This window comes from Salmonella sp. 5800 (assembly GCF_046558195.1).
Taxonomy (GTDB): Bacteria; Pseudomonadota; Gammaproteobacteria; order Enterobacterales; family Enterobacteriaceae; genus Salmonella; species Salmonella enterica.
On the sequence record NZ_JBGDOX010000014.1, the window covers coordinates 24201 to 45688 of the forward strand.

Genomic DNA, 21488 nt, shown 5'->3' on the forward strand with positions numbered 1-21488 from the left:
AACACCTCTGCAGTAGGGGGCTGGGCCCCTACTGTCTATTCGAAGAGAATCGATGTGAAAGTACTGACTGTATTTGGTACACGACCGGAGGCCATTAAGATGGCGCCTCTGGTCCATGCGCTGGAAAAAGATCCTCATTTCGAGGCCAAAGTATGCGTTACTGCGCAGCATCGGGAGATGCTTGATCAGGTATTAACTCTTTTTTCTATTGTGCCTGATTACGATCTCAACATTATGCAGCCGGGACAGGGGTTGACGGAAATTACCTGCCGAATTCTGGAGGGATTAAAGCCGATCCTGGCAGATTTTAAACCTGATGTGGTGCTGGTTCATGGCGATACCACCACTACGATTGCTACCAGCCTGGCGGCTTTCTATCAACGAATTCCGGTAGGGCACGTAGAAGCCGGGTTGCGAACCGGCGATCTCTATTCCCCCTGGCCGGAAGAGGCAAACCGCACGCTGACCGGACATCTGGCGATGTACCACTTTGCGCCGACGGAAAACTCGCGGCAGAATCTGTTGCGGGAGAACATTCCGGATGAGCGCATTTTTGTCACTGGCAATACCGTTATCGACGCGCTGATCTGGGTACGCGATCGCGTTCTGACGAACGATACATTACAGGCTGAACTGGCCGAGCAGTATCCTTTCCTCAACGCGAATAAGAAGATGATTTTGGTGACCGGTCATCGGCGTGAAAGCTTTGGTCAGGGCTTTGAGCATATCTGCCAGGCGCTGGCGGAAATCGCCGCCGCGAACCAGAATGTGCAAATTGTCTATCCGGTGCATCTCAATCCCAACGTCAGCGAACCTGTCAACCGTATCCTCGGCCATGTTGAAAACGTGGTACTGATTGAGCCGCAGGACTACTTACCTTTTGTCTGGCTGATGAATCACGCCTGGCTCATTCTGACCGATTCCGGCGGTATTCAGGAAGAAGCGCCGTCATTAGGTAAGCCGGTATTGGTCATGCGTGAAACCACAGAGCGTCCGGAAGCCATTACCGCTGGTACGGTAAGACTGATCGGCACGGACTCCCGGCGCATTGTGGCGGAAGTTATGCGTCTGCTGCACGACGAAAATGAATATCAAACCATGAGCCGCGCCCATAATCCTTATGGTGACGGGCAATCATGCGCGCGCATTTTACAGGCGTTAAAAAGTTATCGGGTATCGTTATGAGTTTTACGACCATTTCTGTTATTGGGCTGGGGTATATCGGATTACCGACTGCGGCCGCTTTTGCTTCCCGCCAGAAGCAGGTTATCGGCGTGGATATCAACCAACATGCGGTAGACACCATAAATCGCGGTGAAATTCACATCGTGGAGCCGGCGTTGGGCAATGTGGTGAAGATGGCGGTGGAAGGCGGCTTTCTGCGTGCGACGACGACACCTGTCGAGGCCGATGCGTACCTGATTGCCGTGCCTACGCCATTCAAAGGCGATCACGACCCTGACATGGCCTATGTGGAAGCCGCGGCGAAATCCATTGCGCCGGTATTAAAAAAAGGGGCACTGGTGATTCTGGAATCAACATCGCCGGTCGGCGCAACGGAGCAAATGGCTGGCTGGCTGGCCGGGATGCGTCCGGATCTGACCTTTCCCCAGCAGGCGGGCGAGCAGGCCGACGTGAATATCGCCTATTGTCCAGAGCGCGTGCTGCCGGGTCAGGTGATGGTGGAACTCATTAAAAATGACCGCGTGATTGGCGGTATGACGCCAGTATGTTCGGCTCGCGCCAGCGCGCTGTACAAAATTTTCCTTGAGGGCGAATGCGTTGTCACCAACTCGCGCACCGCAGAGATGTGCAAGCTGACGGAAAATAGCTTCCGTGATGTGAATATCGCCTTTGCGAATGAATTGTCGCTGATTTGCGCCGAACAGGGGATTAACGTCTGGGAATTGATCCGCCTGGCGAACCGCCATCCGCGCGTCAATATTTTGCAGCCGGGTCCAGGCGTTGGCGGGCACTGCATTGCGGTCGATCCGTGGTTTATTGTGGCGCAAAATCCGCAACAGGCGAGACTGATTCGCACCGCGCGTGAAGTGAACGACGGCAAACCGCACTGGGTGGTCGATCAGGTAAAAGCCGCGGTCGCAGATTGCCTGGCGGCCACCGATAAACGCGCCAGCGAAGTGAAAATCGCCTGTTTTGGGCTGGCCTTTAAGCCGAATATCGACGATCTGCGCGAAAGCCCGGCGATGGGGATCGCGCAAAGTATCGCCCGCTGGCACAGCGGCGAAACCCTGGTCGTCGAACCGAATATCCGTCAGTTGCCGAAAAAATTGGACGGACTTTGCACGCTGGCGAAACTGGACGCGGCGCTGGCCGCCGCCGATGTGCTGGTGATGCTGGTCGATCACGACGAATTTAAAGCGATTCCCGGCGATGCGGTTCATCAACGTTATGTGGTTGATACCAAAGGAGTCTGGCGCTGATGAAACGGATTCTGGTGACCGGCGGCGCAGGCTTTATCGGATCTGCGGTGGTGCGGCATATCATCCATGAAACGGCAGACGCGGTGGTGGTGGTGGATAAACTCACCTATGCGGGCAACCTGATGTCTCTGGCATCGGTGGCGCAAAGCGACCGTTTCGCCTTTGAGAAGGTGGATATCTGCGATCGGGCATCACTGGAGCGAGTTTTCCAGCAGTATCAGCCCGATAGCGTGATGCACCTGGCGGCGGAAAGCCATGTAGACCGTTCCATCGACGGCCCCGCGGCGTTTATTGAAACGAATATCGTTGGTACTTACACCTTGCTGGAAGCCGCTCGCGCTTACTGGTCCGCGCTTGACGCGGACGCTAAAGCGGCGTTCCGCTTCCACCATATCTCCACCGATGAAGTGTATGGCGATCTGCATACTGCAGACGATTTCTTCACCGAAACCACGCCATATGCGCCAAGCAGCCCTTATTCCGCCTCCAAAGCCAGCAGCGACCATCTGGTACGCGCCTGGTTACGTACCTACGGTTTGCCTACGCTTGTCACCAACTGCTCTAATAACTACGGGCCCTACCATTTCCCGGAAAAACTGATCCCGCTGATGATTCTGAACGCGCTGGCGGGTAAACCATTGCCGGTCTATGGCAACGGCCAGCAAATTCGCGACTGGCTGTATGTGGAAGATCATGCCCGTGCGTTGTATCACGTGGTGACGAACGGAGCGGTGGGCGAAACGTATAATATCGGCGGTCATAACGAACGTAAAAATCTGGATGTGGTCAGGACGATCTGCGCTCTGCTGGAGGAACTGGCCCCGCAAAAACCGCAGGGTGTGGCGAATTATCACGATCTGATTACCTTCGTCGACGATCGACCCGGCCATGACTTACGTTATGCCATCGACGCGTCGAAAATCGCCCGCGAGCTGGGCTGGACGCCGCAGGAAACCTTCGAAAGCGGGATGCGAAAAACCGTTCAGTGGTATCTCGCCAATGAGGCCTGGTGGAAACCCGTGCAGGATGGCAGTTATCAGGGCGAACGCTTAGGTCTGAAACGCTAAACGGCAGGTTCTTACTCCTGGAGGAGAAACGAATGAAAGGCATCATTCTGGCGGGAGGTTCCGGTACCCGGTTGCATCCCATTACGCGCGGCGTATCAAAGCAGCTTCTGCCCGTCTACGATAAACCGATGATTTACTATCCGTTATCGGTGCTAATGCTGGCGGGCATTCGTGAGATCTTGATCATCACCACGCCGGAGGATAAACGCGACTTTCAGCGTTTGCTGGGTGACGGCGCAGCATTCGGTATCGATTTACATTATGCCGAGCAGCCCAGTCCGGACGGGCTGGCGCAGGCCTTTATCATTGGCGAAGCGTTCCTCAACGGTGAACCCTCATGCCTGGTATTGGGCGACAATATCTTTTTTGGTCAGGGCTTTAGCCCCAAACTCCGTCAGGTCGCGGCGCGTACCGAAGGCGCTACAGTATTTGGCTATCAGGTCATGGACCCGGAACGCTTTGGCGTCGTGGAGTTTGACGATGATTTTCGCGCGCTCTCGCTGGAAGAAAAGCCGAAACAGCCTAAATCTAACTGGGCGGTCACCGGCCTCTATTTCTATGACAGCAAGGTCGTTGAGTATGCGAAGCGCGTGAAACCGTCCGGACGTGGCGAGCTGGAGATCACTTCTATCAACCAGATGTATCTGGAGGAAGGTAAGCTGACCGTTGAACTGCTGGGCCGCGGCTTCGCCTGGCTGGATACGGGCACCCACGACAGTCTGATTGAGGCGAGCACTTTTGTGCAGACGGTGGAAAAGCGCCAGGGCTTCAAAATTGCCTGTCTGGAGGAGATTGCCTGGCGCAACGGCTGGCTGGATGATGATGGTTTGAAACGCGCCGCCAGTCAGCTTGAAAAAACCGGCTATGGCCAATATTTACTGGAGTTGCTCCGTGCCCGTCCGCGCCAGTATTGAACCGTTACTCTGGGAAAATACGTTCTTTGGCGTGAATAGCGGCATTGTGCGTATCGATGCCTCAGCGCCCGAATTAACGCCAGAAGCGCTGCAGGCGTGGCAACGCGTGCAGGTAAAAGTGCCGGCTGAAAACATCGCCTGGCTGTCGGCGTTGCAATCGCTGGGATTCTCTTTGGTTGAAGGCGAAGTGGATTTTGCGTTGCCGGTAAAAGGGCATCGCGACCAGCATGGCGCGGAAATTGCACACCTTACGGACATTCCTGCTTTGCGTCAGTTGGCCGGAGAGGCGTTTACGCAGAGTCGTTTTCGCGCGCCGTGGTATGCGCCCGACGCCAGCGCCCGTTTTTACGCCCAGTGGATTGAGAATGCGGTACGCGGCACGTTTGATCACCAATGCTTGGTGCTTCGCACAGAGACAGGCGCTATCCGCGGTTACGTCTCGCTGCGGGAATTGAATGATACCGACGCGCGCATTGGCCTGTTGGCCGGACGCGGCGCGGGAGCGGAACTTATGCAGGCGGCGATCTGTTGGGCGCAGAGTCGCGGCAAAGCAACATTGCGGGTGGCGACCCAGTTGGGCAACACCGCCGCGCTTAAACGTTACATACAAAGCGGTGCCAACATCGAAAGCACTGCGTACTGGTTATACAGGTGACAACATGATTCCTTTTAATGCGCCGCCGGTGGTGGGAACCGAACTCGAATACATGCAGTCTGCAATGAGCAGCGGCAAACTGTGCGGCGACGGCGGCTTTACGCGTCGTTGCCAGCAGTGGCTGGAGCAACATTTCGGCAGCGCGAAGGTGTTGCTAACGCCTTCCTGTACCGCATCGCTGGAGATGGCGGCTCTGTTGTTGGATATTCAGCCCGGCGATGAAGTGATCATGCCGAGCTTTACGTTTGTCTCCACCGCTAACGCTTTTGTCCTGCGCGGCGCGAAAATTGTGTTTGTCGATATTCGTCCGGATACGATGAATATTGACGAAACGCTGATTGAGGCGGCAATTACTGATAAAACCCGCGCTATCGTGCCGGTACACTACGCTGGCGTCGCTTGTGAAATGGATGTCATCATGGCGCTGGCGGATAAGTATAATCTGTTCGTTGTCGAGGATGCCGCCCAGGGCGTGATGTCCACGTACAAAGGGCGCGCGTTAGGAACGATCGGTCACATCGGCTGTTTTAGCTTCCATGAAACCAAAAATTACACCGCTGGCGGCGAAGGCGGCGCGACGCTGATCAACGATCGTACGCTGATTGAACGCGCGGAGATCATCCGCGAAAAAGGCACCAACCGCAGCCAGTTCTTCCGTGGTCAGGTGGACAAATACACCTGGCGGGATATCGGCTCCAGTTATTTGATGTCCGATCTGCAGGCTGCCTACCTGTGGGCGCAACTGGAGGCCGCCGATCGTATCAATCAACAGCGTCTGTCGCTGTGGCAGACTTACTACGATGCGTTAACGCCGCTGGCGCGCTCCGGGCGTATCGAGCTGCCTTCTATTCCGGAAAACTGCGGGCATAATGCCCACATGTTTTACATCAAACTGCGGGATATCGCCGATCGCAGCGCGCTGATTAATTTCCTGAAAGAGGCGGAAATCATGGCGGTATTCCATTACATTCCGCTGCATGATTGTCCGGCGGGCGATAAATTCGGCGAGTTTATCGGGGACGATGTCTACACCACAAAAGAGAGCGAACGTTTGTTGCGTCTGCCGCTGTTTTATAACCTTGCGCCCGTCGATCAACGAACGGTGATTACTACCTTGCTAAATTATTTCTCCTGATATGTCGCTTGCTAAAGCCTCCCTGTGGACGGCGGTCAGTACGCTGGTAAAAATTGGCGCCGGACTGCTGGTGGTGAAACTACTGGCCGTCTCTTTTGGTCCGGCGGGCGTCGGACAAGCGGGTAACTTCCGCCAGATGATCACCGTGCTGGGCGTATTGGCTGGCGCCGGGATATTTAACGGCGTTACCAAACTCGTCGCACAACATCATGATGACCCGGCGCAGTTACGTACCGTGGTGGGAACCTCCTCCGCGATGGTATTGGGGTTCTCTACGCTGCTGGCGCTGGTCTTCCTGCTGGCGGCGGCGCCGATTAGCCAGGGATTGTTCGGTCATACGGACTATCAAGGGCTGGTGCGTCTGGTTGCGCTGGTACAAATGGGGATCGCCTGGGCGAACCTGCTGCTGGCGCTAATGAAGGGCTTTCGTGACGCGTCGGGTAATGCCTTATCGTTAATTGTCGGCAGCTTTTTGGGCGTCGCCGCCTGGTATCTCTGCTACCGTGTCGGCGGCTATGAAGGCGCTCTGCTTGGCCTGGCGCTGGTGCCGGCGCTGGTGGTAGTGCCAGCCGGTATAATACTGATTAAGCGCGGCACCGTCCCGCTACGCTATCTCAAGCCCTCCTGGGACAATGGTCTGGCAGGGCAGCTCAGTAAATTTACCCTGATGGCGCTGATTACCTCCGTTACGATGCCGGTCGCCTATGTGATGATGCGAAACCAACTGGCCGCGCACTATAGCTGGAGCGATGTCGGGATCTGGCAGGGCGTAAGCAGTATTTCTGACGCCTATCTGCAATTTATCACCGCCTCCTTCAGCGTTTACCTGTTACCCACGCTCTCACGCCTGACGGAAAAACAGGACATTACGCGTGAAGTGGTAAAAGCGCTGAAATTTGTTTTACCGGCGGTTGCGGCGGCGAGTTTTACCGTCTGGCTACTGCGCGATTTTGCTATCTGGCTGCTTTTTTCCGCCAAATTCACCGCGATGCGCGATCTGTTCGCCTGGCAGTTAGTGGGCGACGTGCTGAAAGTCGGCGCCTATGTTTTCGGTTATCTGGTGATTGCCAAAGCGTCGTTGCGATTTTACATTCTGGCCGAAATTAGTCAGTTCATTCTGTTAACGGCGTTCGCTCACTGGCTGATTCCCGCTCACGGCGCGCTGGGTGCGGCACAGGCTTATATGGCCACCTATATTGTCTATTTTTCACTTTGTTGCGGCGTATTTTTACTCTGGCGTAGGCGAGCATGACTGTACTGATTCACGTCCTGGGATCGGATATCCCTCACCATAACCACACCGTGCTGCGGTTTTTCAATGATACGCTGGCCGCCACAAGCGAGCACGCGCGCGAATTTATGGTTGCCGGCGAGGATAACGGCTTCACGGAAAGCTGTCCGGCGCTCTCGCTTCGTTTTTATGGCAGTAAGAAAGCGCTGGCGCAGGCGGTCATCGCCAAAGCGAAAGCAAATCGTCGACAAAGATTCTTCTTTCACGGTCAGTTCAACACCAGCCTGTGGCTGGCGCTGTTAAGCGGCGGTATTAAGCCTGCTCAGTTTTACTGGCATATCTGGGGCGCGGATCTCTACGAAGTGTCCCACGGGCTGAAATTCCGCCTTTTCTACCCGCTTCGTCGTATCGCGCAGGGACGAGTAGGGGGCGTATTCGCGACGCGCGGCGATCTCAGCTATTTTGCGCGCCAGCACCCGGGCGTACGCGGCGAGTTGCTCTATTTCCCGACGCGCATGGACCCTTCCCTGAATGCTATGGCAAAAGAGCGCCAACGTGCGGGGAAATTGACCATTTTGGTAGGGAACTCCGGCGATCGCAGTAACCAACATATTGCGGCGTTACGGGCGGTGTATCAGCAGTTTGGCGACACGGTAAACGTGGTGGTGCCGATGGGCTATCCGGCCAATAACCAGGACTATATTGATGAGGTTCGTCAGGCCGGTCTGGCGCTATTTAGCGCCGAAAATTTACAAATTCTTAGCGAAAAAATGGAATTTGATGCCTATCTTGCGCTGTTGCGCCAGTGCGACCTCGGTTATTTTATTTTTGCCCGCCAACAGGGGATCGGGACGTTATGTCTGCTAATTCAGGCCGATATCCCGTGCGTACTGAATCGCGACAATCCTTTCTGGCAGGATATGGCGGAACAGCATCTGCCCGTCCTGTTTACCACGGACGATCTTAATGAGCAGGTCGTGCGCGAGGCGCAGCGTCAGCTCGCATCGGTAGATAAAAGCGGCATCACCTTCTTTAGCCCCAACTACCTGCAACCGTGGCATAATGCGTTGAGAATCGCCGCAGGAGAAGCCGAATGAGTTTAATGCAATTCAGCGGGCTGCTGGTGGTCTGGCTGCTCTCTACGCTGTTTATCGCCACGCTGACCTGGTTTGAATTCCGCCGCGTGCGTTTTAACTTCAACGTTTTCTTTTCGTTGCTGTTTTTGTTGACCTTCTTTTTTGGTTTTCCGCTAACCAGCGTGCTGGTATTTCGTTTCGACGTTGGCGTCGCGCCGCCGGAAATCTTATTGCAGGCTCTATTATCCGCCGCCTGTTTCTACGGCGTGTATTACGTGACCTATAAAACGCGTTTACGCAAACGCGTTGTGGATGTACCACGCAAGCCGCTATTTACCATGAACCGGGTGGAAACCCACCTTACCTGGGTGATCCTGATGGGCATCGCGCTGGTGAGCGTGGCGATTTTCTTTATGCATAACGGCTTTTTGCTGTTCCGGCTGCACTCCTACAGCCAGATATTTTCCAGCGAAGTCTCCGGCGTGGCGTTAAAACGGTTCTTCTATTTCTTCATTCCGGCGATGCTGGTGGTCTATTTCCTGCGCCAGGACAGCAAAGCGTGGCTGTTTTTTCTGGTGAGCACCGTCGCGTTTGGCCTGTTGACCTACATGATTGTCGGCGGCACGCGCGCCAACATCATTATTGCGTTTGCTATCTTCCTGTTTATCGGCATTATTCGGGGCTGGATCAGCCTGTGGATGCTGGCAGCGGCGGGCGTGCTGGGGATTGTCGGTATGTTCTGGCTGGCGCTCAAACGCTACGGATTAAATGTGAGCGGCGATGAGGCGTTTTATACGTTTCTTTATCTGACGCGCGATACCTTTTCGCCGTGGGAGAATCTGGCGCTGCTGTTGCAAAATTACCACAATATCGATTTTCAGGGGCTGGCCCCTATCGTGCGTGATTTCTACGTCTTTATTCCCACCTGGTTATGGCCGGGACGACCCAGTATCGTGCTGAACTCTGCGAATTACTTCACCTGGGAAGTCCTGAACAACCATTCTGGCCTGGCGATATCGCCAACGCTTATTGGATCGCTGGTGGTCATGGGCGGGGCGCTGTTTATTCCGCTCGGCGCGATCGTCGTCGGGCTGATTATCAAATGGTTCGACTGGCTGTATGAACTGGGTAACCGGGAGCCCAATCGCTATAAGGCGGCGATTCTGCACAGTTTCTGCTTTGGCGCCATCTTTAATATGATTGTGCTGGCGCGAGAAGGGCTGGATTCGTTTGTTTCGCGCGTGGTTTTCTTCCTGGTGGTTTTTGGCGCCAGCCTGCTGGTCGCTAAGCTTCTGTTCTGGTTATTTGATAGCGCCGGACTGATTCATAAACGTACAACTTCGCTCCCTCAGGCACAGGTGGAAGGAAAACTATGACCAATAATGCCGCTGCGCCCCTTTACTCGCTGCGTGGATTACCTCTGATTGGCTGGCGCGACATGTCACACGCGCTGAATTATCTGTTTGCCGATGGTCAACTGAAGCAAGGCACGTTGGTGGCGATCAACGCCGAAAAGCTGCTGACGGCGGAAGATAATCCGGAAGTCCGCGCGTTGATAGCGGCGGCGGAATTTAAATATGCCGATGGCATCAGCGTGGTGCGTTCAATACGTAAAAAATTTCCGCAGGCGCAGGTTTCTCGCGTGGCTGGCGCCGACCTTTGGGAAGCGTTAATGGCGCGCGCGGGGAAAGAAGGCACGCCGGTATTTCTTGTCGGCGGCAAGCCTGAGGTGCTGGCGCAGACGGAAGCAAAACTGCGGACGCAGTGGAACGTCAATATTGTGGGTAGCCAGGATGGTTACTTTACGCCGGAGCAGCGTCAGGCGCTATTTGCGCGTATCCATGCCAGCGGCGCGAAAATTGTCACCGTCGCGATGGGATCGCCAAAACAGGAATTACTCATGCGCGATTGTCGGGAAGTGCATCCCCATGCGCTATATATGGGGGTGGGCGGGACCTATGATGTGTTTACCGGTCACGTCAAACGCGCCCCAAAAATATGGCAGAACCTGGGGCTGGAGTGGTTGTATCGTCTGCTTTCGCAACCGAAGCGTATTACCCGCCAGATGCGTCTGCTGCGCTACCTTCGCTGGCACTATACTGGCGATCTCTAATTCTCCCTTCTGATGACTTGAGCAGCGGATTGTGCTTATGGCGCTGCTCATTTACAACATAATCGATGATTTCTTACACAATAAGTGCATTTTTTTAATGCTCCATTTGCCATTTGTCCAAATTTAAGAAAATATTCGCAACAATCGATGTACCCATAACAATAACCGGTACTACCGGAACCGTTGCAAACACGACATGAGGATTTATGGCAGAGAAAAAACCGGAGCTACAGCGTGGGCTGGAAGCTCGTCATATTGAATTGATTGCCCTCGGGGGCACCATCGGCGTCGGACTCTTTATGGGCGCCGCCAGTACGCTGAAATGGGCGGGCCCGTCAGTGCTGCTGGCGTATATCATCGCCGGATTGTTCGTCTTTTTCATCATGCGTTCGATGGGGGAGATGCTCTTTCTGGAACCTGTTACCGGCTCCTTTGCCGTGTACGCCCACCGGTATATGAGTCCTTTTTTTGGCTATCTTACCGCCTGGTCATACTGGTTTATGTGGATGGCGGTCGGGATCTCGGAAATTACCGCCATTGGGGTCTACGTCCAGTTCTGGTTTCCGGAGATGGCGCAGTGGATACCGGCGCTGATTGCCGTCGGACTGGTCGCGTTGGCGAATCTGGCTGCGGTGCGCCTGTATGGTGAAATCGAATTCTGGTTTGCGATGATCAAAGTCACCACGATTATTGTGATGATCATCATCGGCCTGGGGGTGATTTTCTTCGGCTTTGGTAACGGCGGCCAGGCGATTGGCTTTGGTAATCTGACCGAGCATGGCGGCTTTTTTGCCGGCGGCTGGAAAGGCTTTCTGACCGCATTATGTATCGTGGTGGCCTCTTATCAGGGGGTTGAGTTGATCGGTATTACCGCCGGTGAAGCGAAGAATCCGCAGGTGACGTTGCGTAGCGCGGTGGGTAAAGTGCTGTGGCGTATCCTGATTTTTTATGTTGGCGCGATTTTCGTGATCGTCACCATTTTCCCGTGGAATGAGATTGGCAGCAACGGCAGTCCCTTTGTGCTCACCTTCGCGAAAATCGGCATCACCGCCGCGGCAGGCATTATCAACTTTGTCGTGCTGACGGCGGCGCTCTCCGGCTGTAACAGCGGAATGTATAGCTGTGGGCGTATGCTTTACGCGCTGGCGAAAAACCGTCAACTGCCGGCGGCAGTCGCGAAAGTCTCTCGCCACGGCGTGCCGGTCGCGGGCGTGGCGCTCTCTATTTTGATTTTGCTGGTAGGCTCTTGCCTGAACTACATCATCCCCAATCCGCAGCGCGTCTTTGTTTACGTTTATAGCGCCAGCGTACTGCCGGGGATGGTGCCGTGGTTTGTCATTCTGATTAGCCAACTGCGCTTTCGTCGGGCGCATAAAGAAGCGATTGCGGATCATCCTTTTCGTTCCATTATGTTTCCGTGGGCGAACTATTTGACGATGGCGTTTCTGGTTTGCGTTTTAATCGGCATGTACTTTAATGAAGATACGCGCATGTCGCTGTTTGTCGGCGTCATCTTCCTGCTGGCCGTCACGCTGGTCTACAAAGTTTTCGGTCTGAATCGTCACGGAACCGCCCACAAGGTGGGGGAATAAGCGCCAAAATGCGCAAAGCATAACCAAACGCGCATTTTATTTAAAAAGGCACTGGACAGCGGGGTGTGAAGTCCGTATTATCCACCCCCGCAACGGCGCTAAGCGCCCGTAGCTCAGCTGGATAGAGCGCTGCCCTCCGGAGGCAGAGGTCTCAGGTTCGAATCCTGTCGGGCGTACCATTTATTTAGGTGCTTGAGCTGCGGTGGTTTAATACCGCGTAAAAAGTTTCAGTGGTGGCTATAGCTCAGTTGGTAGAGCCCTGGATTGTGATTCCAGTTGTCGTGGGTTCGAATCCCATTAGCCACCCCATTAATATAGAGTTGTGAAACGCGAAGGTGGCGGAATTGGTAGACGCGCTAGCTTCAGGTGTTAGTGTCCTTACGGACGTGGGGGTTCAAGTCCCCCCCCTCGCACCACGACTCAATGAATTGAACTAAAAATTCAAAAAAGCAGTATATCGGCGAGTAGCGCAGCTTGGTAGCGCAACTGGTTTGGGACCAGTGGGTCGGAGGTTCGAATCCTCTCTCGCCGACCAATTTTGAACCCCGCTTCGGCGGGGTTTTTTGTTTTCTGTTCATTTTCAACTACTTATCCCGCACGTGTTGCCATTATGGTTTATTGGCGATATCCCAGACTTTATTTGTCGCTATTCGGTGACGAATAATCTATTGATTTATAATCACTTTATAAAAAGCATCCTGTTCTGTCTCCGCCGGGCGACATGCTAAAACCTCGCCAGCGGCGGGGGGATGACAATCGCGTGAATTCTCTACGTTTTTTTAATGCCTGCGCCTGTTTTTTAGCGGTGCAAAGATGGCACGTTATGTGCAATAATGTACGGGTAGATGCTCATTCCATCTCTTATGTTCGCCTTCTGGCCTCATAAACTCAGGAATGATGCAGAGCCGTTTACGGTGCTTATCGTCCACTGACAGATGTCGCTTACGCCTCATCAAACACCCTGGACACAACGTTGAGTGAAGCACCCCTTTATGTTGTCATACAGACCTGTTTTGACGCCTGCCCCTTAACCGGGCAGGCGTTTTTTTATGCATCCCGAATGATTTTGTGTAGGTGGTAGGCCCGGTAAGCGAAGCGCCACCGGGCAAGAGGGAATTACTGCGGGGGATTGTTCTGTAATGTCAGCATCAGGCCGTCGCGCCGCATGGCGGCGGCCTCTTCCGGTTGATGCAGTCGATCAAGCGCATCGGCAAGCCAGGCATAATCATACGCGTCCGGGCGTTGTTTCAGCGCGGCGCGGAAAGCCAGAGTCGCCTCCTGCCATTCACCGTGTTTCATTAGCGACTGGCCGAGCGTGCTCCATAACAGCGGGCGATCGCCTACCGTCTTGATTTGCTGACGCAGCACTTTCTCCAGTTGTTCCGGATTATTGGTTCTGAGGCGAGGAATGGGCAGCACCAGCCGATCGTCATACTGGCGTTTCAGACCGTCGATGATAATCTGCTGCGCCATATCATGATCGTCACACTCGATTAGATGCTCGGCCATCGCGACCTGCAGCGCCACCTGATGGCGGGTTTTACGGCTTTGGTTTTTCCACCAGGTGCGTAATCCTTCGCTGCCCTGCTCGGCGCGCGCCTGATCCATGAGTCCTATCCACGCCTGTTGTTCGAGCATGGCGCGATGCGCTTCATCGCCGACGTGCGCTTTCGCCATGGATGGGATGATATCCAGTAAAGAACTCCATGCGCTGGTACGAATATAGGCCTGCTCCGCCAGACGCAGAACTTCCGGGTGACGCGGCGTGACCTCCAGCAGTTTGTCCACGCCGTGACGCGCCGCGTGATTTTCATTGCGCGCCAGCTGTAAGCGCACGCGCGTGATCTCGACCGGGATGGTGTCGTTCCCCGCCAGTTCTGCCGCACGTTCAAGGTGTTGATTAGCGCGCGCTTCATCGCCGCGCTGCTGCGCCGCTTCTGCCGCCAGCAGATAATTTACCACCGGTTGTTCAGCATGGTCGGCGTTTTTTGACATCAGCTTTTCAACCTGCTGATAGTCGCCCTCCGCCAGCTTCAGCAGCGCCTGTTCGGTCTGCTTGCGGGCGCGACGGCGTTTACGGCCGGCAAACCAACCGCGGGTGTGCGCGCCGGTACGAAACAGACGGCGTAGTAACCCCTCAATGGCGAATAGCACCACCATAGCGACGATGAGAATGATCGCCAGGCCGGTGACGCTGGTTTCAATGTTGTAGTTATCGGTCTGGATTAACACATAGCCCTGGTGACCGGCTATCATCGGGCCGACCACGATACCCGCGAGCAACAACACAAAGAGCAATAATACTTTTAGCATCATTATTCTCCTTGCGGCGCGGCTGCCGGAGCGTCTGTCTGCGTGGCAGGCGCTGCCGTAGAGACTGTCGGTTGCGCCAGCAGATTACGCACGCGGGTTTGCATCAGTTTTTCAAGAATCGCCTGGCTTCCCAGGGTTTCCGGCAGATCCATCGTGATATTTTGCTGGCTTAATTTATCGACCTCCTCCAGGAAGGCTTTTGTCGCGGCGTCGTCAGTATCGTAATAAGCGCGAACCCAGGTCGAAACGTTATCCAGCGCCTGACGGTATGTTTCTTCCTGATGGCGTGGCACGGCCTGCGCGGCGACTAACAGGCGGGAGCGAATATTTTCGCGTAAATAGACGTCCTGGTTGGGCGCCAACAGCGGTACGGCGGTATCATCGCGGCGACGAATGGTAATAAAGCTGTCCATAAAGTTCTGCCAGCTTTTTTGCAGGTTAACGCGCCATTCGCTTAGCGAGCTGGACAGCTCGCTGCTGTCTGAATCCATCGGCGAACCATCGGTATCGTTATCCGCCAGACGCAGGTTATCGATTTGGTTAGAGAGCTGATTGAGCTTGAGAATAATGCCGTCGTAGTCGATCTGCGCAACGGATGACAGGCTGGCGATATCGTCAGTAATCGCGCGTCGTGCGGTAATCAGGCTGGGGTCATTCATGTCCGCCAGACTGGCGTCAGCGCTTTTGAGCAGCGCAGCGGCGGTAGTGACGTCCTGATCGCTCCACAGCTTACGTCCGGCGAGTTTCACCAGGAAATCAGCCTGCGCCAGCAGCCAGGTTTTGGCATCGCTGCCGGAAATGGTGGCGACTTTTTGTTGTACTTCATCAAGCTGTTTCGCCAGCGCCGCCTGTTGGCGATTCGCGTCATCTAACTGCGCCGCTTGTTTTTTGATAATCCCTTCCAGCTCCGCTTTTTGGCTCTCCTGCGCCTTTTGCAAGGCGGTCAGTTGCGTCGCCAGCGCATCGCTGGTTTCCGTTTGCACGGTTGCTTGCTGTTTCCCCCAGCCATAAAGCCCAATACCTGCCGCCAGGGCAATCGCAATCGCCACCGCGCTTAATACCAGCGCGGCGCCGTTCTTACTTTTTTTCTCGGTATTAACTGGCTGTGGCGTGGTTTCCACGCTCTCCCGGGTCTCATCAACCACGGCGGAGGATTTTTCTTGTTCCGTCATTATGGCATCCCATTATGAGAGTTATTGTAATGCGCGCAACAGCGCATCGTTGTCGGCGTTATCAGCGACCTTAATATCTTGCCAGCCCAGTTCCCGGGCGAGGTGCGCCAGACGCTCACTGACGACCAATAGCCGACAGCGTAGTAACCAGTGCTCACGATACCACTGGGGAGTCAGCGACCAGAGCCGTTGCAACATCTCGCCGCTGGTAACAACAAGCGTTGTTACGCCGCGAGTATGCCAGCGCATCGCTTCTTCCGCGCCATCGTAATGTTTCGCACATCGTTGATAACATTCACAAAAACTGACTTCGGCTCCGCGCGCTGTCAGGGTTTCGCCCAGCAGTTCGCGGCCGCCATTGCCACGCAAAATCAGCGCGCGTTTGCCCGCAATATTTTGTAATTCAGGTAATTGTAGCAAGGCTTCGCTGATTTCCCGATCCAATGGATAACGAATATCGAACCCGCTAACGGTATGAAGGGCGAGCGCCGTGGTGCGGCCAATCGCGAAATAGCGCGGCGACGCAGGCCAGTTTCGGCCATCCCGCTGGAGCTGGGCGTGAGCAAAGGCGACGGCGTGCTGTGAAAGGGCAAAAACCAGATCGTTTTCCGTCAGCGTCGCCAGGCGGTCGGCCAGGGTGGGTAGCTCCCGGCCGGCGACAAATTCAATCAGTGGAAAACTCCAGGCCACCTGCCCCAGTGCGCGCAGACGGCTCACTAATGCTTCCCCTGCAGGAGAGGGGCGGGTGATCAGAATACTCATGCGGGCGTCTCGCCGTTATAAACTTCCGTCAGAATCGCGCGCGCGCCGTTTTCCAGCAGTTCCTCTGCAAGCGAGATGCCCATTTGCTCCGCCTGCTCGGGAGAACCACGACGTTCGCCGCGCACCATCACCGAACCGTCCGGCGCGCCAACCAGCGCGCGTAGCCAAATTTCACCGTTGATGATTTCTGCATAGCTGCCAATCGGCACCTGACACCCGCCTTCCAGGCGGGTGTTCATAGCGCGTTCCGCCGTTACGCGCAGCGCGGTTTGCGAGTGATTCAACGGTGCGAGCAGCGCCTGCGTTCGCGCGTCGTCAAGACGACACTCAATCCCGACAGCGCCCTGGCCTACGGCAGGAAGCGAAACGTCGGGCGGCAAGGCTGTGCGAATGCGCGACTCCAGACCTAAGCGTTTCAGACCGGCCACGGCCAGGATAATGGCGTCATAGTCGCCGTTGTCCAGCTTGCCGAGACGTGTGCCGACGTTGCCGCGCAACGAACGGATAATGAGGTCCGGACGGCGTTCCGCTAGTTGACACTGACGACGCAAACTGGACGTCCCGACGATACTACCCGCGGGCAGATCGTCCAGACTGTGATATTTATTCGAGACAAACGCGTCGCGCGGATCTTCGCGCTCGCAAATGGTCACCAGACCGAGACCGTCCGGGAAGGCCACCGGAACGTCTTTCATAGAGTGCACGGCGATATCAGCGCGCTTTTCCAGCAGCGCGATTTCAAGCTCTTTAACAAACAGTCCCTTACCGCCCACTTTCGCCAGGGGAGTATCAAGGATCACGTCGCCGCGTGTGACCATCGGCACCAGTTCTACCGTCAGTCCCGGATGGGTTGCCATCAATGCGTCTTTGACATAATGTGCCTGCCAAAGCGCAAGGGGACTTTGGCGTGTGGCAATTCTTAAAACATTGTCTAACATGCTTGTTACCGTCATTATCAATCATTGACCATCCTAACATCCTTATAGAGAGTATGTTAGTTTTCCGGTCACCGTGAGTGAGAGGATAAGGCGCAGTGTCGTCAATGACAGTGAATAATGACGAGAAACCGCCAGCCCGTATTTAAGAATTTACACGCAGCGAACGGTGCTACACTTGTATGTAGCGCATCTTTCTTTACGGTCAATGAGCAAGGTGTTAAATTGATCACGTTTTAGACCATTTTTTCGTCGGTATTAGATAAAAATATGCAGACGAGAAAGGGTAACGGTTATTTTTGACATACGGTTTATCCCGAATGGCGACGGTCAAGTACTGACCTGCACCATGACGGGTAGCAACATCAGGCGATACGTCTTGTACCTCTATATTGAGACTCTGAAACAGAGACTGGATGCCATAAATCAACTGCGTGTGGATCGCGCGCTTGCTGCCATGGGACCCGCTTTTCAGCAGGTTTACAGTCTTCTGCCGACATTATTGCACTATCACCATCCACTGATGCCGGGTTACCTTGATGGTAACGTTCCCAGCGGTATTTGCTTCTACACGCCTGATGAAACCCAACGCCACTATCTGAACGAACTTGAGCTGTACCGCGGTATGACGCCGCAGGACCCGCCGAAGGGCGAGCTGCCGATTACCGGTGTTTACACCATGGGCAGCACCTCCTCGGTCGGGCAGAGCTGCTCGTCCGACCTGGATATCTGGGTGTGCCATCAGTCCTGGCTCGACGGCGAAGAGCGTCAGTTGCTGCAACGTAAGTGTAGCCTGCTGGAAAGCTGGGCCGCCTCGCTTGGCGTTGAGGTGAGCTTCTTCCTGATCGACGAGAACCGTTTCCGCCATAACGAAAGCGGCAGTCTGGGCGGGGAAGACTGTGGTTCTACGCAGCATATCCTGTTGCTTGATGAGTTTTATCGTACCGCTGTGCGCCTGGCCGGGAAGCGTATCCTGTGGAGTATGGTGCCGTGCGACGAAGAAGAGCATTACGACGACTATGTCATGACGCTCTACGCGCAGGGCGTATTAACGCCAAACGAATGGCTGGATCTGGGGGGCTTAAGCTCGCTCTCCGCCGAAGAGTACTTTGGCGCCAGCCTGTGGCAGCTATACAAGAGTATTGACTCGCCGTACAAAGCGGTGCTGAAAACGCTGCTGCTGGAAGCCTACTCATGGGAATATCCCAACCCACGTCTGCTGGCGAAAGATATTAAACAACGTCTGCATGACGGTGAAATCGTATCGTTTGGACTCGATCCCTACTGCATGATGCTGGAACGGGTCACTGAATACCTGATGGCGATTGAAGATCCGACGCGGCTGGATTTAGTCCGCCGCTGCTTTTACCTGAAAGTGTGCGAGAAATTAAGTCGCGAGCGCGCCTGCGTAGGCTGGCGTCGGGAAGTATTAAGCCAGTTAGTCAGCGAGTGGGGATGGGACGACGCGCGTCTGACCATGCTCGATAATCGCGCAAACTGGAAAATCGATCAGGTGCGCGAAGCCCACAACGAATTGCTCGACGCCATGATGCAGAGCTATCGTAATCTGATTCGCTTTGCGCGGCGCAACAACCTCAGCGTGAGTGCCAGCCCGCAAGATATCGGCGTACTGACGCGTAAGCTGTACGCGGCGTTTGAAGCGTTGCCGGGTAAAGTCACGCTGGTGAACCCGCAGATATCGCCGGATCTGTCCGAGCCGAATTTAACCTTTATCCATGTGCCGCCGGGACGCGCCAACCGTTCAGGTTGGTATCTCTACAACCGCGCGCCGAACATGGATTCCATCATCAGCCATCAGCCGCTGGAATATAACCGTTATCTTAATAAGCTGGTCGCGTGGGCGTGGTTCAACGGCCTGCTGACGTCGCGAACGCATCTGTTTATTAAGGGCAACGGTATTGTCGACCTGCCTAAGTTGCAGGAGATGGTCGCCGATGTTTCGCACCATTTCCCGCTGCGCTTGCCTGCTCCGACGCCGAAAGCGCTCTACAGCCCCTGTGAAATTCGCCATCTGGCGATTATCGTTAACCTCGAATATGACCCGACGGCGGCGTTTCGCAATAAAGTGGTCCATTTTGACTTCCGTAAGCTGGACGTTTTCAGCTTTGGCGAAGAGCAAAACTGTCTGATAGGCAGTATCGACTTGTTATATCGCAACTCGTGGAACGAAGTGCGTACTCTGCACTTTAACGGCGAGCAGGCGATGATCGAAGCGCTGAAAACGATTCTGGGGAAAATGCACCAGGATGCCGCGCCGCCGGATAGCGTGGAGGTGTTCTGCTACAGTCAGCATCTTCGCGGTCTGATTCGCACCCGTGTGCAGCAACTGGTCTCCGAATGTATCGAGTTACGTCTTTCCAGCACCCGTCAGGAGACCGGTCGCTTCAAGGCGCTGCGGGTTTCCGGGCAGACGTGGGGACTATTCTTCGAACGCTTGAATGTCTCGGTGCAGAAGCTGGAGAACGCTATCGAATTTTACGGCGCGATTTCGCATAACAAGCTGCACGGGCTGTCGGTACAGGTGGAAACCAACCAGGTGAAATTGCCGTCAGTGGTGGATGGCTTCGCCAGCGAAGGGATTATCCAGTTCTTCTTTGAAGAAACGGGCGATGAGAAAGGCTTTAATATTTATATTCTGGATGAAAGTAACCGGGCGGAAGTGTATCACCACTGCGAAGGTAGCAAGGAAGAACTGGTGCGCGACGTCAGTCGCTTCTATTCGTCATCGCACGATCGCTTCACGTATGGCTCCAGCTTTATCAACTTCAACCTGCCGCAGTTCTACCAGATAGTGAAAACCGATGGCCGCGCGCAGGTGATCCCATTCCGTACGCAGCCTATCAACACCGTGCCGCCAGCAAACCAGGATCATGACGCGCCGCTATTGCAGCAGTATTTTTCGTAAGTGCTGCGCCGGGCAAAGCTGCCCGGCCGGCGTTCACCGCTTCACATTAACTTCACCCAACTTCGTTACCGTGACCTCCGCATTTGGTTTACAGGAGGAGGTTTGAGGTGGCAGATGCGTTCATTTTGTTAGGGATAGTCATGGCGATGGTCAGCCTCGGCTTCATTCTTATAAATAAGTTATTCTGTTTTATATCTGCTGGGTGCCTGCTCTCGCTATGCGCCAGCATGGCCAGTTTTCAACTCTGGGATGCGTCTTACTGGGGGCGATGGGGAAAAGTATGTCCCGGTCTGGAGGATGTGATCATCTCCTGCGACAATTACCATTTTCTCTATGACTTGGGATGGGAATTGTACGGTATCGCCTTTTTGTTCTTTACCGCGTTAATGCTCACATGTGCGGCCATTATTCTTATCAATATGATTATGGCTTTAGAACGATACTGTGCCGGATGGCGGCGCTAACACGCCTTATCCAGCCTACATTCGAAGAATGCTCATTGAGCGGAACAAGGTTTAGACAATATTTTTTCTTATACAATTTATGTAGTAATATCCAGACCGTTCAAAACGCTATCGCGTCTTTCATTGTTTTCGTAAATATGTTTTGAAAAACCATATTAGAAACAAAAGCTCTTTAATGGTTTCTTATGGATGTTTTTATAAAAGGATATTATATGTCAATAAACAACCCTATTCTTATTTACGTGAATAAGAAACGACAAATAAAATTAGCTCTGTTTTATTCAGTGGTAGCTATAGCTCTTATGATGAGCCTCTTTCTAAATTATAGTATTATGCTAAAGATGGTGTGTGTTTTTTTAATACTCCTCATGATAGCAGGCGCAAGTGCTTACTGGTACTCCGCCTTTTCAGGAAAGCCACAGCTAACGTTGAACCAGGAGGGAGTAACATTACACACAACCAGGCTACCAATAGTTTACTGGCATGAAATCGACTATGTTGGTGAGCGTGTTAGCGATAATACGCCTGTGCTGGCCGTTTTTGTCAAAGATGTTGAGCTTTATTGTCAGCGAATTACTAATGAGAAAATGCGTAATAATTTTCTGTCATTATTAAATAAGCATGAAAGTAATCGCGTGATGAATATCTCTCTAAACGATCTCGATTATGATTCAGATGAGTTATAGGAT

Annotated in this window: 18 protein-coding genes and 4 tRNA genes; 18 read left to right on the forward strand and 4 right to left on the reverse strand. The window is 54.0% G+C overall.

Annotation, left to right across the window (positions count from 1 at the left end; genetic code table 11):
• Positions 1–54 precede the first annotated feature (54 nt).
• From wecB to ACLJZ5_RS20500, 15 genes are all read left to right on the forward strand, one after another.
• The gene (gene wecB, locus ACLJZ5_RS20430) at positions 55–1185 is read left to right on the forward strand and encodes a non-hydrolyzing UDP-N-acetylglucosamine 2-epimerase (RefSeq protein WP_024798226.1); all 1131 of its coding nucleotides are present in this window, start codon (positions 55–57) and stop codon (positions 1183–1185) included.
• On the forward strand, positions 1182–2444 hold the full coding sequence (gene wecC, locus ACLJZ5_RS20435; RefSeq protein WP_000011236.1) for a UDP-N-acetyl-D-mannosamine dehydrogenase: 1263 nt from the start codon (positions 1182–1184) through the stop codon (positions 2442–2444). Before wecB ends, wecC begins: the two co-directional genes overlap by 4 nt.
• On the forward strand, positions 2444–3511 hold the full coding sequence (gene rffG / locus ACLJZ5_RS20440) for a dTDP-glucose 4,6-dehydratase (protein WP_000822143.1): 1068 nt from the start codon (positions 2444–2446) through the stop codon (positions 3509–3511). Before wecC ends, rffG begins: the two co-directional genes overlap by 1 nt.
• A 32-nt stretch (positions 3512–3543) precedes the next feature.
• Complete coding sequence (gene rfbA, locus ACLJZ5_RS20445) at positions 3544–4425, forward strand: glucose-1-phosphate thymidylyltransferase RfbA (protein ID WP_023185210.1); 882 nt, start codon at positions 3544–3546, stop codon at positions 4423–4425.
• Positions 4403–5080, forward strand: coding sequence for a dTDP-4-amino-4,6-dideoxy-D-galactose acyltransferase (rffC, locus tag ACLJZ5_RS20450; RefSeq protein WP_001145156.1), 678 nt, complete (start codon positions 4403–4405; stop codon positions 5078–5080). The genes rfbA and rffC overlap by 23 nt, the downstream gene beginning before the upstream one ends.
• 4 nt (positions 5081–5084) lie before the next feature.
• Positions 5085–6215: a dTDP-4-amino-4,6-dideoxygalactose transaminase gene (gene rffA, locus ACLJZ5_RS20455; protein ID WP_024798227.1), complete on the forward strand. Its 1131-nt coding sequence runs from the start codon at positions 5085–5087 to the stop codon at positions 6213–6215.
• 1 nt (position 6216) lies between these two features.
• Positions 6217–7467, forward strand: a complete 1251-nt coding sequence (wzxE, locus tag ACLJZ5_RS20460; protein WP_000050285.1) for a lipid III flippase WzxE — start codon at positions 6217–6219, stop codon at positions 7465–7467.
• Positions 7464–8543, forward strand: a complete 1080-nt coding sequence (locus tag ACLJZ5_RS20465) for a TDP-N-acetylfucosamine:lipid II N-acetylfucosaminyltransferase (protein ID WP_000217189.1) — start codon at positions 7464–7466, stop codon at positions 8541–8543. The genes wzxE and ACLJZ5_RS20465 overlap by 4 nt, the downstream gene beginning before the upstream one ends.
• Positions 8540–9898, forward strand: coding sequence for an ECA oligosaccharide polymerase (gene wzyE / locus ACLJZ5_RS20470; protein WP_000055605.1), 1359 nt, complete (start codon positions 8540–8542; stop codon positions 9896–9898). Before ACLJZ5_RS20465 ends, wzyE begins: the two co-directional genes overlap by 4 nt.
• Positions 9895–10635 (forward strand): lipopolysaccharide N-acetylmannosaminouronosyltransferase, encoded by a 741-nt coding sequence (wecG, locus tag ACLJZ5_RS20475; protein ID WP_000183617.1) that lies wholly within the window; start codon positions 9895–9897, stop codon positions 10633–10635. Before wzyE ends, wecG begins: the two co-directional genes overlap by 4 nt.
• Positions 10636–10841: 206 nt before the next feature.
• Positions 10842–12227 (forward strand): bifunctional threonine/serine APC transporter ThrP, encoded by a 1386-nt coding sequence (thrP, locus tag ACLJZ5_RS20480; RefSeq protein ID WP_000818378.1) that lies wholly within the window; start codon positions 10842–10844, stop codon positions 12225–12227.
• A 102-nt stretch (positions 12228–12329) separates the two neighbouring features.
• Positions 12330–12406 (forward strand) — tRNA-Arg (locus ACLJZ5_RS20485).
• A gap of 54 nt (positions 12407–12460) precedes the next feature.
• Positions 12461–12536 (forward strand) — tRNA-His (locus ACLJZ5_RS20490).
• A gap of 20 nt (positions 12537–12556) precedes the next feature.
• Positions 12557–12643, forward strand: a tRNA-Leu gene (locus ACLJZ5_RS20495).
• Between the two features lie 42 nt (positions 12644–12685).
• Positions 12686–12762: transfer RNA gene (locus ACLJZ5_RS20500), tRNA-Pro, on the forward strand.
• 581 nt (positions 12763–13343) lie between these two features.
• Here ACLJZ5_RS20500 and hemY read toward each other — a convergent pair.
• Genes hemY through hemC form a run of 4 tightly spaced genes read right to left on the reverse strand, consistent with a single transcriptional unit; the run spans position 13344 to position 17412 of the window.
• Positions 13344–14540 carry a protoheme IX biogenesis protein HemY gene (gene hemY, locus ACLJZ5_RS20505; RefSeq protein ID WP_031617806.1) on the reverse strand — a complete coding sequence of 399 codons (1197 nt, stop codon included), beginning with the start codon at positions 14538–14540 and terminating at the stop codon, positions 13344–13346.
• A gap of 2 nt (positions 14541–14542) precedes the next feature.
• Positions 14543–15712 (reverse strand): uroporphyrinogen-III C-methyltransferase, encoded by a 1170-nt coding sequence (gene hemX, locus ACLJZ5_RS20510; RefSeq protein ID WP_024798252.1) that lies wholly within the window; start codon positions 15710–15712, stop codon positions 14543–14545.
• Between the two features lie 21 nt (positions 15713–15733).
• Positions 15734–16474, reverse strand: coding sequence for a uroporphyrinogen-III synthase (gene hemD / locus ACLJZ5_RS20515; protein WP_000025495.1), 741 nt, complete (start codon positions 16472–16474; stop codon positions 15734–15736).
• Positions 16471–17412, reverse strand: a complete 942-nt coding sequence (gene hemC, locus ACLJZ5_RS20520) for a hydroxymethylbilane synthase (protein ID WP_001521319.1) — start codon at positions 17410–17412, stop codon at positions 16471–16473. Before hemC ends, hemD begins: the two co-directional genes overlap by 4 nt.
• A gap of 376 nt (positions 17413–17788) precedes the next feature.
• Between hemC and cyaA the strand changes: the two genes are divergently transcribed.
• The 3 genes from cyaA to ACLJZ5_RS20535 all read left to right on the forward strand — a co-directional run bounded on the left by cyaA (position 17789) and on the right by ACLJZ5_RS20535 (position 21485).
• The gene (gene cyaA, locus ACLJZ5_RS20525; RefSeq protein WP_023215727.1) at positions 17789–20335 is read left to right on the forward strand and encodes a class I adenylate cyclase; all 2547 of its coding nucleotides are present in this window, start codon (positions 17789–17791) and stop codon (positions 20333–20335) included.
• Positions 20336–20442: 107 nt separating this feature from the next.
• Positions 20443–20799 carry a hypothetical protein gene (locus ACLJZ5_RS20530; protein WP_000752580.1) on the forward strand — a complete coding sequence of 119 codons (357 nt, stop codon included), beginning with the start codon at positions 20443–20445 and terminating at the stop codon, positions 20797–20799.
• A 185-nt stretch (positions 20800–20984) separates the two neighbouring features.
• The gene (locus ACLJZ5_RS20535; RefSeq protein ID WP_049826051.1) at positions 20985–21485 is read left to right on the forward strand and encodes an STM3941 family protein; all 501 of its coding nucleotides are present in this window, start codon (positions 20985–20987) and stop codon (positions 21483–21485) included.
• The last annotated feature ends 3 nt before the right edge of the window (positions 21486–21488 follow it).

What these genes read in the sequence shown, in the direction of transcription:
- wecC (WP_000011236.1), top strand. Translation starts at nt 1,182, where the DNA reads ATGAGTTTTACGACCATTTCTGTTATTGGGCTGGGGTATATCGGATTA.
- rffG (WP_000822143.1), top strand. Translation starts at nt 2,444, where the DNA reads ATGAAACGGATTCTGGTGACCGGCGGCGCAGGCTTTATCGGATCTGCG.
- rfbA (WP_023185210.1), top strand. Translation starts at nt 3,544, where the DNA reads ATGAAAGGCATCATTCTGGCGGGAGGTTCCGGTACCCGGTTGCATCCC.
- rffA (WP_024798227.1), top strand. Translation starts at nt 5,085, where the DNA reads ATGATTCCTTTTAATGCGCCGCCGGTGGTGGGAACCGAACTCGAATAC.
- wzxE (WP_000050285.1), top strand. Translation starts at nt 6,217, where the DNA reads ATGTCGCTTGCTAAAGCCTCCCTGTGGACGGCGGTCAGTACGCTGGTA.
- ACLJZ5_RS20465 (WP_000217189.1), top strand. Translation starts at nt 7,464, where the DNA reads ATGACTGTACTGATTCACGTCCTGGGATCGGATATCCCTCACCATAAC.
- wzyE (WP_000055605.1), top strand. Translation starts at nt 8,540, where the DNA reads ATGAGTTTAATGCAATTCAGCGGGCTGCTGGTGGTCTGGCTGCTCTCT.
- wecG (WP_000183617.1), top strand. Translation starts at nt 9,895, where the DNA reads ATGACCAATAATGCCGCTGCGCCCCTTTACTCGCTGCGTGGATTACCT.
- thrP (WP_000818378.1), top strand. Translation starts at nt 10,842, where the DNA reads ATGGCAGAGAAAAAACCGGAGCTACAGCGTGGGCTGGAAGCTCGTCAT.
- hemY (WP_031617806.1), bottom strand. Translation starts at nt 14,540, where the DNA reads ATGCTAAAAGTATTATTGCTCTTTGTGTTGTTGCTCGCGGGTATCGTG.
- hemX (WP_024798252.1), bottom strand. Translation starts at nt 15,712, where the DNA reads ATGACGGAACAAGAAAAATCCTCCGCCGTGGTTGATGAGACCCGGGAG.
- hemD (WP_000025495.1), bottom strand. Translation starts at nt 16,474, where the DNA reads ATGAGTATTCTGATCACCCGCCCCTCTCCTGCAGGGGAAGCATTAGTG.
- hemC (WP_001521319.1), bottom strand. Translation starts at nt 17,412, where the DNA reads ATGTTAGACAATGTTTTAAGAATTGCCACACGCCAAAGTCCCCTTGCG.
- ACLJZ5_RS20535 (WP_049826051.1), top strand. Translation starts at nt 20,985, where the DNA reads ATGGATGTTTTTATAAAAGGATATTATATGTCAATAAACAACCCTATT.